Source organism: Morganella sp. B601 (assembly GCF_051172335.1).
Classification (GTDB): Bacteria; Pseudomonadota; Gammaproteobacteria; order Enterobacterales; family Enterobacteriaceae; genus Morganella; species Morganella morganii.
Window position 1 is genome coordinate 186,190 of record NZ_JBPIZE010000006.1, and the last position, 15,280, is coordinate 201,469.

A 15,280-nucleotide genomic window follows, 5' to 3' on the forward strand; every position below is an offset into this window, starting at 1 on the left:
GGGATCCTTGTGGCAGAGGTGTTCTGCTGCAAGGTTACTGCGTCAGCAGGGAAATAACCAGTTTTTTGCCGGTTCGCCGGGGTTATATCAGTACCGGGCCGGGCATCGGGATAAACTGCAGAATAATGCGTTTGTTTTCATCATCCACGCGGTAAATCAGGCAGCTGCGGAAGTAGTTATGCAGGACATCACTGAGGTTAATATAGGTATCTTCAGCGATCCCGCAGCCGTTGCTCTGTCCGTCTGTGCGGCACATACCCTGATTGACGATATCCTTCAGGTACGGGGAGGATTGCAGTATTTCCGGCGCATTATCATCGGTACTGAAACTGAACAGAGAGCGGTCCGGTGAAGCGGTCAGACGGGTGATGCGGTAGCTCTCCCCGGCATTCAGGTACTGTCTGCTCTCGCTTGCCAGCGCGGCGGTATCAATATTCAGGGCAGTGATGCTGATCCGGCCGTTGAAATAGGGATTTTCCGTCGGCAACAGGATGTTTTTCCGCGTCGGAAACGACTGTTGTGACAACGCAACCAGTGTGAAATAGGAGCCGAGGCTGCTTGCCGGGACATACACTGACTGGTGATCAAACACCGGTTTGGTAAAGGCCAGATCAAACAGATTCAGTTCGTAAACATTCTGGTGGATCTGCACACCGACAGCATACCCGCGTGCGACAAACTCTTTCTGCCACCAGCCGGATGACTTGGTCAGGAAATAAAACGGTACCAGCATGACAAGCAGGATCAGTGTGACAATACCAATAATGATACAGGCAGATTTCCGGGGGGAAGTTGTCATTCCGGTTATTCCTCAGCGTCCTGACGGCGGGGAGGTATCATGCCCGGCATGTGCGCCGGACATGAATACAGGGCGGTTACTGCGCAACGAGAATACGGGAAAGCGCACCTTCCTCGTCTTTACGCAGGGTCATGATTTCACAGCCGTCATCGGTGACAACCAGCGTGTGCTCATATTGTGCGGATAAGCCGCGATCTTTGGTTTTGACAGTCCAGCCGTCTTTCATGGTACGGATGCGGTAATCGCCGGTATTGAGCATCGGTTCGATGGTAAATGCCATGCCTTTTTTCAGCACCACGCCGCCGTCATCGCCGTCATAATGCAGCACCTGCGGTTCCTCGTGGAAGCCTTCACCGATACCGTGGCCGCAGTAGTCGCGCACGACAGAGTAATCATGTCCTTCCGCGAATTTCTGGATAGCCGCGCCGATAGTCCGCAGACGGATGCCCGGTTTAACCATACGCAATGCCAGATAGAGACTTTCCTGTGTCACTCGGCACAGACGCTCGCCCTGAATCGTCGGTTTCCCGGCGATAAACATGGCGGAGGTGTCGCCGTGGAACCCGTCTTTGATAACAGTGACATCGATATTCACAATATCGCCGTTTTTCAGGATCTTATCTTCGCTCGGAATGCCGTGGCAGACCACATCATTGACGGAGATACAGACAGATTTCGGGAAGCCGTGGTAACCGAGACAGGCGGAAATGGCCTGCTGCTTTACTGTAATATGCTCGTGGCAGATGCGGTCGAGCTCACCGGTACTGACACCCGGCACAACATGCGGGGCGATAATTTCGAGCACTTCGGCCGCAAGACGACCGGCGACACGCATCTTCGCGATGTCGTCTTCTGTTTTGATTGTGATTGCCATAATTATTGATATCCGAACCGGGAATGCCCGTTACTTTACTTAGGAAACTGGTACTGAGACGCGATATGTTATCAGCCGGAGAAAAGGATGCCAATCATTGCGCGGAAACCCGGCGGACAACGGATAACCGCCGGCATGAAAACTGAAGAAAATGTGGTATCGCTGCTGCTTTTATGGTATAAAGCGCGCCGGCATTCCGTGTATTTTGCCCGGTTGCCGGAAAATTTAACTAACTCAACTGTTATAACACACACGAATCGGCACGTGCGCCGGGGTGCTCCGAAGCTTAACGCTGACAGGGAGTCGGAAGCATGGGATTCGTGGAGGCATAACCCCAACTTATTATTTACAGAGGTTTAAAATGGCTACTGTTTCCATGCGCGATATGCTTCAGGCGGGCGTTCACTTCGGTCACCAGACTCGTTACTGGAACCCGAAAATGAAACCATTCATCTTTGGTGCCCGTAACAAAGTGCATATCATCAACCTGGAAAAAACTGTTCCGATGTTCAATGATGCATTAGCTGAACTGAACAAAATCGCTTCACGCAAAGGTAAAATCCTGTTCGTAGGTACCAAGCGTGCTGCAAGCGAAGCGGTACAGGAAGCTGCAATCAGCTGTGACCAGTTCTTCGTGAACCACCGCTGGTTAGGCGGTATGCTGACTAACTGGAAAACAGTCCGTCAGTCAATCAAACGCCTGAAAGATTTGGAAGCACAGTCTCAGGACGGTACTTTTGACAAACTGACCAAGAAAGAAGCGCTGATGCGTACCCGTGAACTTGGTAAGTTAGAAAATAGCCTGGGCGGTATCAAAGACATGGGCGGTTTACCTGACGCTCTGTTTGTTATCGATGCTGAGCACGAGCACATTGCAATCAAAGAAGCAAACAACCTGGGTATCCCTGTATTTGCTATCGTTGATACTAACTCTGATCCGGACGGTGTTGATTTCATCATCCCGGGTAACGACGATGCAATCCGTGCAATCAAGCTGTACCTGGGCGCAGTCGCTACTTCTGTCCGCGAAGGCCGTTCACAGGATCTGGCTGTTCAGGCTGAAGAATTAGCCGCTGAATAATCTGAGTCCGCTCTCTGAGCGCTCTTATTAACCAGGTATTGCTGCAAATGGTTAGGGAGCCGTCATGGCTCCCTATACGCATCTGATATACGAACAACTCCCCGCAGAAACAGTTTCTGCGAGCTCATCGAGGAAATAACATGTCTGGAATTACCGCTGCATTGGTAAAAGAACTGCGTGAACGTACTGGCGCAGGTATGATGGAATGTAAAAAAGCACTGGTTGAAGCAAACGGTGATATCGAATTAGCTATCGATAACATGCGTAAATCCGGCCAGGCTAAAGCAGCGAAAAAAGCAGGCCGCGTTGCTGCTGAAGGCGTTATCTTATCTGCTGTCAGCGCAGATGCTAAATTCGGCGCACTGATCGAAGTTAACTGTGAAACAGACTTCGTTGCAAAAGATACCGGTTTCCTGGCATTCGCACAGGACATCCTGAATTTCGTTATGGCTGAGAAAACTGCTGATGCAGAAGCTATCGTTGCGAAATTCGAAGAACAGCGTGTTGCACTGGTTGCCAAAATCGGTGAAAACATCAGCTTCCGTCGCGCTGCTATCTTAGAAGGCGACATGGTCGGTTCTTACATGCACGGCGCACGTATCGGTGTTCTGGTTGCGGCAACCGGCGCAAACGAAGAACTGGTTAAACACATTGCTATGCACGTTGCGGCAAGCAAACCTGAATATACCAAACCTGAAGATGTTCCTGCTGATGTTGTTGCTCACGAGAAACAAATCCAGCTGGATATCGCAATGCAGTCCGGTAAACCTCAGGAAATCGCAGAGAAAATGGTTATCGGCCGTATGAACAAATTCACCGGCGAAATCTCTCTGACCGGTCAGCCGTTCGTTATGGAACCAAGCAAATCTGTCGGCGACCTGCTGAAAGAAAACAAAGCAGACGTGACTGCATTCATCCGTTTCGAAGTGGGTGAAGGTATCGAGAAAGCTGAAGCTGACTTCGCTGCAGAAGTCGCGGCAATGAGCAAATAATCATTGCATATCAGAGCCGCCGGAAGGCGGTTCTGTTTTATCTGCAGTACCCCTGTTTATCATCCGGGCATCCGTCCGGGTATCTCTGGCAATAAATTCATCTGTTTAGGACAGAACACCATGGCTACCAATGCAAAACCTGTTTATCAACGTATTCTGCTGAAGCTCAGTGGCGAGGCTTTACAAGGGAATGAAGGTTTCGGAATTGATGCGACTGTACTTGACCGTATGGCGCAGGAAATTAAGGAACTGGTTGAACTGCAGATTCAGGTCGGTGTCGTTATTGGCGGGGGCAATCTGTTTCGCGGCGCAGGGCTGGCCGAAGCCGGTATGAACCGCGTTGTCGGTGACCATATGGGGATGCTGGCAACCGTGATGAACGGTCTGGCAATGCGTGATGCACTTCATCGCGCTTATGTGAATGCGCGGCTGATGTCTGCGATTCCGCTCAACGGCGTTTGTGACAACTACAGCTGGGCTGAGGCAATCAGTCTTTTACGTCACGGCCGTGTGGTTATTTTTTCTGCCGGAACAGGCAACCCATTCTTTACCACGGATTCTGCGGCCTGTCTGCGCGGGATCGAAATTGAAGCGGATGTGGTGCTGAAAGCCACAAAAGTGGATGGTGTTTACTCAGCCGATCCGGCCAAAGACCCGGATGCAGTGCTGTATGAAAAACTCAACTATCAGGATGTGCTGGAACGCGAACTGAAAGTGATGGATCTGGCGGCCTTTACCCTGGCCCGTGACCATAACCTGCCAATCCGTGTTTTCAACATGAACAAACCCGGCGCATTACGCCGTGTCGTGATGGGCGAGAACGAAGGTACCTTGATTTCGCGTGACTAAACGCCGGGACACCGGCGGAATTTGACGGTATCATTTATAAATCGATTCGCCAAAATTATAATGCGGGCCGCGCGACAGGCACGGTCTGAAAAATTACCCGTTTCCAAGGACTCATAACGTGATTAATGAAATCCAGAAAGACGCGCAGGAACGCATGGAAAAATGCGTCGAGTCGCTGAAATCCCAAATCAGTAAAGTGCGCACCGGCCGTGCTTCCCCGAGCCTGCTGGACGGTATCGTTGTTGAATATTACGGTACACCGACTCCGCTGCGTCAGTTAGCTAACGTGGTTGCGGAAGATTCACGCACCCTGGCTATCACTGTGTTTGACCGTTCAATGTCACCGGCTATCGAAAAAGCGATTATGGCCTCTGACCTCGGTTTAAACCCGTCATCTGCCGGTACGGTTATCCGTGTTCCGCTTCCTGCACTGACTGAAGAACGCCGTAAAGACCTGATCAAAGTCGTCCGCGGTGATGCTGAGCAGGGTCGTATTGCTGTGCGTAACGTCCGCCGTGACGCGAACGATAAAGTCAAAGCACTGCTGAAAGACAAAGAAATCAGTGAAGATGATGATCGCCGTTCCCAGGACGACGTTCAGAAAATGACTGACCTGTTTATCAAAAAAATCGATGATGCACTGGCAGCAAAAGAAAAAGAGCTGATGGAATTCTGACCCGGATGCTGTGCTGAACAGAACATATAAAAATAGTGCCTGACGGCACTATTTTTTTACTTATCAGTTGCGGAAATGACTTCTCACTCTCTGTTGACCAAAGTGCTATACTTTTGCGATTCGAAATAACGATAAAGTAACATTGAGTATTTATCATGAAAGGTTTGGCAATTCTCGGATCCACAGGATCTATCGGTAAAAACACACTCTCGGTTATTCGTCAGCACCCGGATCTGTTCCGTGCGGTGGTTCTGGCAGCCGGGAAAAATGTTCAGACGATGTTTGAACAGTGTCTGGAATTTAAACCCCGCTATGCGGTGTTATCCGACGAAGTGGCTGCCGGTGAATTGCGCATTCAGCTGAAACTCCACGGCAGTGCAACCGAAGTACTCAGCGGCAGTGCCGCTATCTGTGAAGTGGTTCAGCTTGATGAAGTGGATCAGGTGATGGCCGCTATTACCGGGGTGGCCGGGCTGCTGCCGACTCTCGCGGCTATCCGCGCTGACAAGCGTATTCTGCTGGCGAACAAAGAAGCGCTGATCACCAGCGGGCGTCTGTTTTTTGCCGCCATGAGCACCAGCCGCGCTGAATTGTTTCCTATCGACAGCGAACACAACGCGATTTTCCAGTCCCTGCCGGCCGGCGTACAGTTATCTCTCGGGCATGCTGACCTGACTGCCGCAGGCATTGATTCCATTATCCTGACCGGCTCCGGCGGCCCGTTCCGTGAGACCACCTTATCTGAGCTGGCCAATATGACCCCGGATCAGGCCTGTGCACATCCGAACTGGTCAATGGGACGTAAAATTTCCGTGGATTCCGCCACGATGATGAATAAGGGCCTTGAATATATTGAGGCACGTTATTTCTTTAATGCATCAGCAAAACAAATGGAAGTGATTGTGCATCCGCAGTCGGTTATCCACTCCATGGTCCGCTATACTGACGGCAGCATCATCGCGCAGCTGGGCACACCGGATATGCGCACCCCGATCAGTTATTCCATGAGTTATCCGGGCCGTATTACCGCCGGAGCTGAACGCCTTGATTTTACCCGTATGGGCGGCCTGACATTCACTGAGCCGGATTATAACCGTTACCCGTGCCTGAAACTGGCGATCGAAGCCTGTGATGACGGGCAGGCGGCAACCACGGCAATGAATGCGGCGAATGAAGAAACTGTGCAGGCATTTTTACAAAACAGAATCCGTTTCACAGATATCGCGCAAATAAACCGTATGGTAGTGGAAAATCACCGGTTCACGGAACCTCAGTCAATTGATGATGTCCTTATTATTGATAAACAGGCGCGGGAACTGACCCGTAAATCAATCGGAAAAATCGCGAAGTAATTAATTTATATTAACGGGTTGCGTTTGTCGGTGAATAGCGCAAGTGATATAGTTCAGCGTTGCGATTTCTGTAAATCAGATTTTTAATGACCGGTTAATAACACTATGACGTTATCACTGACAAACAGAGACAACACCGTGAACCTGCACGGTGTTTTTGTGTCTGACGCCATGTATTAACCGATACCTCAAAGGATTAACTTGCGTGACAGTATCCAGTGAAAATGCCTCAGAAAAGCCGGGACCTCAGCATGTCGCCATTATTATGGACGGCAACGGCCGCTGGGCAAAAAAACGCGGAAAATTGCGGGTTTCCGGCCATCGCGCAGGGATCAAATCGGTCCGCAGCTCGGTCAGTTTTGCCATCAAAAACCAGATAAAATCCCTGACACTTTATGCCTTCAGCAGTGAAAACTGGAACCGTCCTGAACAGGAAGTCCACTCACTGATGGAGTTGTTTGTCTTTGCGCTGGACAACGAAGTCAAAAGTCTGCACAAACACAATGTCAGATTATCCGTCATCGGTGATATCAGCCGGTTCAGCCCGCGTCTGCAGGAGCGTATCCGCCGTGGTCAGGTGCTGACCGCCGGTAACACCGGTTTACAGCTGAATATCGCCGCCAACTACGGCGGACGCTGGGATATCACCCACAGTGTGAAACAGGTGATAGCACAGGTGCAGCGCGGCGAATTGTCGGCTGAGGATGTCAGCGAACAGGATATCAGCCGTCATATCTCGCTTCATGACCAGCCGCCGATTGATCTCGTGATCCGGACCGGCGGTGAGCATCGTATCAGTAACTTCCTGCTCTGGCAGGTTGCGTACGCCGAATTTTATTTTACAGAAGTGCTGTGGCCTGACTTTGATGAGAACGCATTCAGCGATGCGGTGACTTCTTTTACACAGCGTGAGCGCCGTTTCGGCGGAACCACACCTGATGATCAGTCTGAGCAGGCTCCGGGAGGAAATGTTGCTTAAGTACCGTCTAATTACTGCCATTATTTTAATTCCGCTGGTACTGCTGGCGATGTTTATGCTCGCACCGGCACATTTCGGCTGGGTGGTGATTGCCGTGTGTGGTCTGGCCGGCTGGGAATGGGCGCAGTTTGCCGGTCTGAAAGGTGCCGGACAGCGTATTGTCACCGGTGTGCTGTTTGCCGCCGGTCTGGCTGCGTGGCAGCTGACACTGGATATGAATAACCTGATGGCGGATGCTGCTGTACAGGTCAGCCTGTGGGCGGCGCTGGTCTGGTGGGTCTGCGCGGTGCTGCTGGTGATCAGTTTCCCGAAATCCGCCGCGCTGTGGAAAGATTCTGTGATTATCCGCCTGATCTTCGGTGTGGTGACCATTGTTCCGTTTTACAGCGGCATGATGGTACTGCGCAACCAGGGATATGCGGGCGGTGATGTGTATCAGGGGGCCTGGTGGCTGCTGTATGTCATGCTGCTGGTCTGGGCGGCGGATTCCGGGGCGTATGCCTTCGGCCGCCTGCTGGGCAAACACAAAATGGCACCGCGTGTCTCGCCGGGCAAAACCCTGGAAGGTCTGGCCGGTGGCCTGATTACCGCCGGTCTGGTGTCCTGGCTGTTCAGTCACTATTCGCCGTTACAGACACTGCCGGAAAACCTGATTATCGTGTCAGTGATTGTGGTTCTGATTTCTGTGTTCGGTGATCTGACCGAAAGCATGTTTAAACGTCAGTCCGGCGTGAAGGACAGCAGTCAGCTGATCCCGGGGCATGGCGGCGTGATGGATCGCATTGACAGCCTGACCGCGGCAGTACCGGTATTTGCCGGTCTGATCCTGTTAGTATTCTCCGGCTTTTAAGCACACCGGGAGCAGACAGAAAACGCATGATGACTTTTATCTGGAACTCAGCCGCGTTTGTTATCGCGCTGGGGATTTTGGTTACCGTACATGAGTTCGGGCACTTTTGGGTGGCCCGGCGCTGCGGTATTTTTGTCGAACGGTTCTCCGTCGGTTTCGGCAAAGCACTCTGGCGGCGTACAGACAAACACGGGACAGAATTTGTCATCGCAATGATTCCGCTCGGCGGCTATGTCAAAATGCTGGATGAGCGCGTGGCACCGGTAGCACCGGAGCGTCGCCATCAGGCGTTTAATAACAAAACCGTCGGCCAGCGGGCGGCGGTGGTCAGCGCCGGGCCGATCGCTAACTTTTTGTTAGCCATCGTGGCGTACTGGATTGTGTTTATGATCGGTGTGCCGGCGGTTCGTCCGGTCGTGGCGGATATCCGCGCGGGGTCGGTCGCAGAACAGGCAAATATTTTGCCCGGGATGGAACTAAATGCCGTTGACGGCATCGAAACGCCTGACTGGAATAGTGTGCGGATGGCGATGATCAGTAAAATCGGTGATGATTTTACTGTTCTGAATGTGATTCCGGAACCGGGGTCAGCCCCGGCGGAAAAACGCCTGGATCTCACCCGCTGGAAATTTGATCCGGAAAAACAGGATGCTGTCCTGTCTCTGGGGATCATGCCGGTGTCCGCAAAGGTCAGTAATGAGATTAATGCACTGACGCCCGGGGGGCCTGCTGAAAAAGCCGGTTTACAACCGGGGGACAGGATCGTTAAAGTAAGCGGGGAGCCGCTTACGGTCTGGCAGCCGTTTACGCTCTTTGTACGTAATAGTCCCGGTAAAACGCTCGATTTACTGATTGAGCGGGGCGGAGAACATATTAATGTGCCTCTCACACCGGAGATAAAAAACAGCGGCGGCAGTAAACAAATTGGTTTTGCCGGTGTCGAATTAAAGGTTATTCCGCTCGACCCGCAGTATATTACGGAACATCAGTACGGGCCGGTGGAAGCGGTTGCCGAGGCGACCGGGAAAACCTGGCAGTTAATGAATCTGACCGTGAAAATGATCGGCAAGCTGGTGACCGGTGATGTAAAACTGAATAATCTCAGTGGTCCGGTATCGATTGCGAAAGGTGCCGGTATTTCCGCCGATTCCGGCTTAGTGTATTATCTGATGTTTCTGGCGCTCATCAGCGTCAATTTAGGGATCATAAATCTGTTCCCGCTGCCAGTTTTAGATGGTGGACACCTGTTATTCCTGCTTATCGAGAAGATAAAAGGCGGGCCGGTGTCTGAGCGTGTACAAGACTTCAGTTATCGTATTGGTGTAATGGCACTGGTACTGTTGATGGGGCTTGCACTTTTCAATGATTTCTCCCGCTTCTGATTAAGGAAGACCGGGACCGGTAAGGAAAACGCATAACAACGATGGCGATGAAAAAGTTGCTCATAGCGTCGCTGCTGCTTGGCAGCTTCACTGCATACGGTTCAGACGGATTCGTGGTTCAGGACATTCAGTTTGAAGGTCTTCAGCGCGTCGCCGTTGGTGCTGCATTACTGAACATGCCTGTCCGTGTCGGAGACACGGCCAGTGATGAGGATATCGGACGTACCATTCGCGCTCTGTTCGCGACAGGTAACTTTGAAGATGTCCGCGTCCTGCGTGAAGGTAATGTACTGCTGGTTCAGGTGAAGGAACGTCCGACCATTGCAAATATCACCTTCTCGGGTAACAAATCCGTGAAGGACGACATGCTCAAACAGAACCTGGAAGCATCCCGTATCCGCGTCGGGGAAGCCCTTGACCGGACGATGCTGTCAAACATTGAAAAGGGGCTGGAAGATTTCTATCACAGTGTCGGTAAGTATAACGCGACGGTAAAAGCCGTTGTCACACCACTGCCGCGCAACCGTATTGATGTGAAATTCGTCTTTGCGGAAGGTGTATCCGCGACTATTCAGCAGATCAATATCGTCGGTAACACTCAGTTTACCACGGCTGAACTGGTTAACCGTTTCCAGCTGCGTGATGATGTACCGTGGTGGAACCTGGCGGCTGACCAAAAATACCAGAAACAGAAACTGGCCGGTGACCTTGAAACCCTGCGCAGCTTCTATCTGGATCGCGGTTACGCGAAATTCAATATTGATTCGACTCAGGTCAGCCTGACGCCGGACAAAAAAGGTATCTATATCACCATTAACGTGACCGAGGGCGATCAGTATCAGATTGCCGGGGTTCAGGTTGCAGGTGAAACGGCCGGCCACTCCGCTGAAATCACCGAGCTGACCGCCATTGAGCCGGGTTCACTCTATAATGGTGCTCAGGTCACCAAAATGGAGAATGATGTCAAAAATATGCTCGGTCGTTACGGCTATGCGTATCCGCGCGTCATGACCCAGCCGGAAATTAATGAAGCCGATAAAACCGTGATTCTGCATGTGAATGTGGATGCCGGTAACCGTTTCTATGTCCGCCAGATCCGTTTCGCCGGTAATGACGTGAGTAAAGACTCCGTTCTGCGCCGTGAAATGCGTCAGATGGAAGGGGCATGGTTAGGTAACGATCTGGTTGAAGCCGGTAAAGAGCGTCTGAACCGTACCGGTTACTTTGAAACCGTTGAGGTGGAAACCCAGCGTGTGCCGGGTGTGCCGGATCAGGTCGATGTCGTCTATAAAGTCAAAGAGCGTAACACCGGTTCCCTGAACTTTGGTGTGGGCTTCGGTACAGAGAGCGGCGTCAGCTTCCAGGTGGGTGTCACCCAGGATAACTGGTTAGGTACCGGTTATCAGGTTGGTGCGAACGCCAGTAAGAACGACTACTCAACGTACGCAGAACTGTCACTGACTGACCCGTTCTTCACGGTTGATGGTGTGAGCCTCGGCGGCCGTATTTTCTACAACGACTTCCGTGCGGATGATGCGGACTTGTCCGGTTACACCAACAAAACCTATGGTGTGGACGGAACGCTCGGCTTCCCGATCAACGAAAACAACTCTATCCGTTTAGGTCTGGGTTATGTGCATAACACCCTGTCACGTATGGAACCACAGGTTAATATGTGGCGTTATCTGCACTCAATGGGTGAAGATCCGAACTATAAAGATCGCGCAGAATTCCGTGCCGATGACTTCACGCTGACGACTGCCTGGGTTTATAACAACCTCGACCGTGGTTATTTCCCGACTTCCGGTGTGAAATCCACCGTGAGTGCGAAAGTCACAGTTCCGGGTTCTGATAACGAATACTATAAACTGATCGCCGATACCACCGGTTACTACCCTATTGACGAAAACGGCAGCTGGGTCGTGATGGGACGCGGTCGTTTAGGCTTCGGTGATGGTCTCGGCGGCAAAGAATTGCCGTTCTATGAGAACTTCTATGCCGGTGGTTCCGGTACCGTCCGTGGTTTCCGCTCGAATACCATCGGTCCGAAAGCAGTCTACTATGACGGGGCATCCGATAAGTTACGCAGCGACAGCCCGTCCCGTGATGCTATCGGGGGTAACGCGATGGCGGTGGCCAGTATGGAACTGATCACTCCGACACCGTTTATCGACGAAAAATACACGAATTCTGTCCGCACATCACTCTTTGTGGATGCCGGTACAGTGTGGGATACCAATTGGGACAATACTGAGCTTATGCAGAAGTATGGTATTCCTGATTACAGTAAAGCAGGGAACATCCGTGTTTCCACCGGTGTCGCGTTCCAGTGGATTTCTCCGCTCGGACCATTGGTCTTCTCTTATGCGAAGCCAATCAAAGACTACCAGGGTGACCGGACAGAACAGTTCCAGTTTAATATCGGTAAGACCTGGTAATTGCAGTACAGAGTTACCATACGTAATAACCAGTACGCTCAGTGTGCAAAGGGAATCTTTACCATTGGGTTTAATATCCAACCAGTAAATGGTGTTTAAGGGGTTTTATTGTGAAAAAGTTATTAACTGCTGCCAGCGTGGGTATGGTATTAGCGATGTCTGCCGGAGCTGCTCAGGCTGCTGACAAGATCGCGGTTGTCAATATCGGTGAAGTTGTCCAGAAAATGCCGGGCCGTGAAGCGGCAGCAAAACAACTGGAAAGCGAATTCAAAAGCCGTGGTACTGAACTGCAGAGTTTAGAAAAAGATCTGCAGACCCGTGCTCAGAAACTGCAGAAAGACGGCGCGACCATGAAAGACAGCGAGCGTCAGAAACTGGCAGGTGAATTCGACACCAAACGTGCTGACTTCGCGAAAAAAGCCCAGGCATTTGACCAGGATTTCCAGAAGCGTCAGATGGAAGAACGCAACAAAGTCATGAAGCGTGTTGAAGATGCAGTGAAATCTGTTGCTTCAAAAGGCGGATATGACGTTGTGATCGATGCTAACGCAGTTGCTTACTCTGTTTCCGGCATTGATATCACTGCTGACGTTCTGAAACAGGTTAAATAATTAATGTCTTCCATTCGATTAGCTGATCTCGCTCAGCAGTTGAATGCAACGTTACACGGTGATGGCGATCTCGTCATCACCGGTATCGCACCTATGCATTCAGCAAACAGCGGGCAAATTACCTTTCTGTCTGATGCCCGTTACCGGGAAAAACTGGCCGGTTGTCAGGCGGGTGCTGTGGTATTGCGTGAAGACGATTTACCGTTTTGTCAGGTCGCTGCCCTTGTGGTGAAAGACCCGTACCTGGCGTATGCGCATATGGCGCAGATTATGGATACCACACCGGCTCCGGCTGAGAATATCCATCCGTCTGCGGTGATTGACCCGTCAGCCTCTCTCGGGGCGAATGTGTCGGTCGGTGCGAATGCTGTCATTGAGTCCGGCGTGGTTCTGGGTGACGATGTTATCATCGGCGCAGGATCGTTTGTCGGCAAAAATACCACCATCGGTGCCAAAACCCGTATCTGGGCAAATGTCACCGTGTACCACGGGATTGTGATTGGCGAAGGCTGCCTGGTTCATTCCAACACCGTTATCGGTGCAGACGGATTCGGTTATGCCAACGATCGCGGTCAGTGGGTTAAAATCCCTCAGCTGGGTTCCGTCATTATCGGTGACCGGGTTGAAATCGGCTCCTGTACCACTATCGATCGTGGTGCATTAGAAAATACGGTAATCGGTAATGGTGTTATCATTGATAACCAGTGCCAGATTGCCCATAACGTCATAATCGGCGACAACACCGCAGTAGCCGGTGGTGTGATTATGGCCGGGAGCCTGAAAATCGGCCGCAACTGTATGATTGGCGGAGCAAGCGTCATTAATGGTCATATGGAAATCTGCGATCGCGTCGTTGTGACAGGCATGGGCATGGTAATGCGGCCTATCACCGAACCGGGTGTATACTCCTCCGGTATTCCGTTACAGCCAAATAAAACATGGCGTAAAACTGCCGCGCTGGTGATGAACATCAGCGAAATGAATAAACGCCTGAAGGCGGTCGAGCGGCAGCTGGATAACGACGATAAATAACAACGCATTTTGCGGTATTTTTGCGGCCTGCTAACCGCGTGACGGGTATAGCAGGCCGTGTTATTAATAAGACATATGACAATGAGACAGGAAGAGTATTCTGATGAGTGACAACCATACTCTCAAAATTGATGAAATTTTAGAGCTTCTTCCGCACCGGTATCCGTTTTTATTAGTGGATCGCGTGCTGGATTTTGAAGAAGGTAAATTTTTACGTGCTGTGAAAAACGTATCATTCAATGAGCCGTTCTTCCAGGGGCACTTCCCGGGCAAACCGATTTTTCCGGGCGTTCTTATTCTGGAAGCGATGGCTCAGGCCACCGGCATTCTGGCGTTCAAAAGCCTGGGTAAATTAGAGCCGGGCGAACTGTATTATTTTGCCGCCATCGATGACTGTCGCTTTAAACGCCCGGTACTGCCGGGAGACCAGATGATCCTCGAAGTGACTTTCCATAAGGAACGCCGCGGCGTTGCCCGTTTCACGGGTGTTGCGAAAGTTGACGGAGAAGTTGCCTGCGAAGCTACCATGATGTGTGCACGCCGCCGTGAGGGGTAATAAATGATCGATAAAACCGCCCGGATCCACCCGTCTTCCATTATCGAAGACGGCGCCGTTATTGGTGCCAATGTCACCATCGGTCCTTTCTGCTGTATTGGTGCGGATGTTGAGATCGGTGAGGGGACTGAAATCAAGTCCCATGTTGTGATTAATGGTCATACCAAAATTGGTCGTGATAACCAGATTTTCCAGTTTGCCTCCATTGGTGAGATAAACCAGGATCTGAAATACAAAGGTGAACCGACCCGCGTAGAGATCGGTGATCGTAACCGTATCCGCGAAAGTGTGACTATTCATCGCGGCACCGCGCAGGACACCGGCGTTACCCGTATCGGTAACGACAACCTGCTGATGATCAATGCCCATGTTGCTCACGACTGTGTGATCGGCAACCATTGCATCATTGCCAACAACGGAACCCTGGCGGGTCATGTCACGCTGGATGATTATGTCATCCTGGGTGGCTTATCGGCTGTTCATCAGTTCTGCCGTATCGGTGAGCACGTGATGGTCGGCGGCTGTTCAGGTGTGGCGCAGGATATCCCGCCGTTCTTAATCGCGCAGGGTAACCATGTGACCGCCTTCGGCCTCAATGCTATCGGCCTCAAACGCCGTGGTTTTGATAAAGACGATATCAGTGCGTTACAGAATGCCTATAAAGTCCTGTACCGCAGTAATCTGACGCTGGCAGAAGCCAAAGTGCAGTTGGCTGAACTGGCGAAAGAAAATGTCCATGTAAAAACCTTCGCTGACTTCCTGGATACCGCTGAACGCGGGATCATCCGTCCGTAATTGCGGGGGCTGCC

The 15,280-nt window shown here is 51.3% G+C and carries 15 protein-coding genes; 13 read left to right on the forward strand and 2 right to left on the reverse strand.

The genetic code is table 11. The annotated features are described in order from the left end of the window. Positions 1–82: 82 nt before the first annotated feature. Both ACSBQN_RS16145 and map read right to left on the reverse strand, forming a co-directional pair. On the reverse strand, positions 83–799 hold the full coding sequence (locus ACSBQN_RS16145; protein WP_024474955.1) for a hypothetical protein: 717 nt from the start codon (positions 797–799) through the stop codon (positions 83–85). Positions 800–875: 76 nt separating this feature from the next. Further along, positions 876–1,673, reverse strand: a complete 798-nt coding sequence (gene map / locus ACSBQN_RS16150; protein WP_004237221.1) for a type I methionyl aminopeptidase — start codon at positions 1,671–1,673, stop codon at positions 876–878. 361 nt (positions 1,674–2,034) lie between these two features. Between map and rpsB the strand changes: the two genes are divergently transcribed. The 13 genes from rpsB (at position 2,035) to lpxA (ending at position 15,266) form a co-directional block, all read left to right on the forward strand. Further along, positions 2,035–2,754 (forward strand): 30S ribosomal protein S2, encoded by a 720-nt coding sequence (rpsB, locus tag ACSBQN_RS16155; RefSeq protein WP_004242214.1) that lies wholly within the window; start codon positions 2,035–2,037, stop codon positions 2,752–2,754. Between the two features lie 140 nt (positions 2,755–2,894). Beyond that, positions 2,895–3,746 (forward strand): translation elongation factor Ts, encoded by an 852-nt coding sequence (gene tsf, locus ACSBQN_RS16160; protein ID WP_004242215.1) that lies wholly within the window; start codon positions 2,895–2,897, stop codon positions 3,744–3,746. A gap of 120 nt (positions 3,747–3,866) precedes the next feature. After that, positions 3,867–4,595 (forward strand): UMP kinase, encoded by a 729-nt coding sequence (pyrH, locus tag ACSBQN_RS16165; protein WP_015422460.1) that lies wholly within the window; start codon positions 3,867–3,869, stop codon positions 4,593–4,595. 118 nt (positions 4,596–4,713) lie between these two features. After that, on the forward strand, positions 4,714–5,271 hold the full coding sequence (gene frr, locus ACSBQN_RS16170; RefSeq protein ID WP_004242216.1) for a ribosome recycling factor: 558 nt from the start codon (positions 4,714–4,716) through the stop codon (positions 5,269–5,271). A gap of 155 nt (positions 5,272–5,426) precedes the next feature. Beyond that, a complete protein-coding gene (gene ispC / locus ACSBQN_RS16175) occupies positions 5,427–6,623 on the forward strand; it encodes a 1-deoxy-D-xylulose-5-phosphate reductoisomerase (protein ID WP_004237227.1) in 1,197 nt (398 codons plus the stop codon). A 265-nt stretch (positions 6,624–6,888) separates the two neighbouring features. After that, the gene (gene uppS, locus ACSBQN_RS16180; protein WP_052116668.1) at positions 6,889–7,602 is read left to right on the forward strand and encodes a polyprenyl diphosphate synthase; all 714 of its coding nucleotides are present in this window, start codon (positions 6,889–6,891) and stop codon (positions 7,600–7,602) included. Then, positions 7,595–8,452, forward strand: a complete 858-nt coding sequence (gene cdsA, locus ACSBQN_RS16185; RefSeq protein WP_024474952.1) for a phosphatidate cytidylyltransferase — start codon at positions 7,595–7,597, stop codon at positions 8,450–8,452. Before uppS ends, cdsA begins: the two co-directional genes overlap by 8 nt. 26 nt (positions 8,453–8,478) lie before the next feature. After that, positions 8,479–9,834 (forward strand): sigma E protease regulator RseP, encoded by a 1,356-nt coding sequence (rseP, locus tag ACSBQN_RS16190; RefSeq protein ID WP_004237230.1) that lies wholly within the window; start codon positions 8,479–8,481, stop codon positions 9,832–9,834. A 41-nt stretch (positions 9,835–9,875) separates the two neighbouring features. Next, positions 9,876–12,272 (forward strand): outer membrane protein assembly factor BamA, encoded by a 2,397-nt coding sequence (bamA, locus tag ACSBQN_RS16195; RefSeq protein ID WP_024474950.1) that lies wholly within the window; start codon positions 9,876–9,878, stop codon positions 12,270–12,272. Between the two features lie 110 nt (positions 12,273–12,382). Continuing rightward, positions 12,383–12,883 (forward strand): OmpH family outer membrane protein, encoded by a 501-nt coding sequence (locus ACSBQN_RS16200; protein WP_004242223.1) that lies wholly within the window; start codon positions 12,383–12,385, stop codon positions 12,881–12,883. A 3-nt stretch (positions 12,884–12,886) separates the two neighbouring features. Then, positions 12,887–13,915, forward strand: coding sequence for a UDP-3-O-(3-hydroxymyristoyl)glucosamine N-acyltransferase (gene lpxD, locus ACSBQN_RS16205; protein WP_015422461.1), 1,029 nt, complete (start codon positions 12,887–12,889; stop codon positions 13,913–13,915). 103 nt (positions 13,916–14,018) lie between these two features. Next, on the forward strand, positions 14,019–14,471 hold the full coding sequence (fabZ, locus tag ACSBQN_RS16210) for a 3-hydroxyacyl-ACP dehydratase FabZ (RefSeq protein ID WP_004237234.1): 453 nt from the start codon (positions 14,019–14,021) through the stop codon (positions 14,469–14,471). Between the two features lie 3 nt (positions 14,472–14,474). Beyond that, entirely contained in the window at positions 14,475–15,266 is a 792-nt protein-coding gene (gene lpxA, locus ACSBQN_RS16215) for an acyl-ACP--UDP-N-acetylglucosamine O-acyltransferase (protein WP_004237235.1), read from the forward strand. The last annotated feature ends 14 nt before the right edge of the window (positions 15,267–15,280 follow it).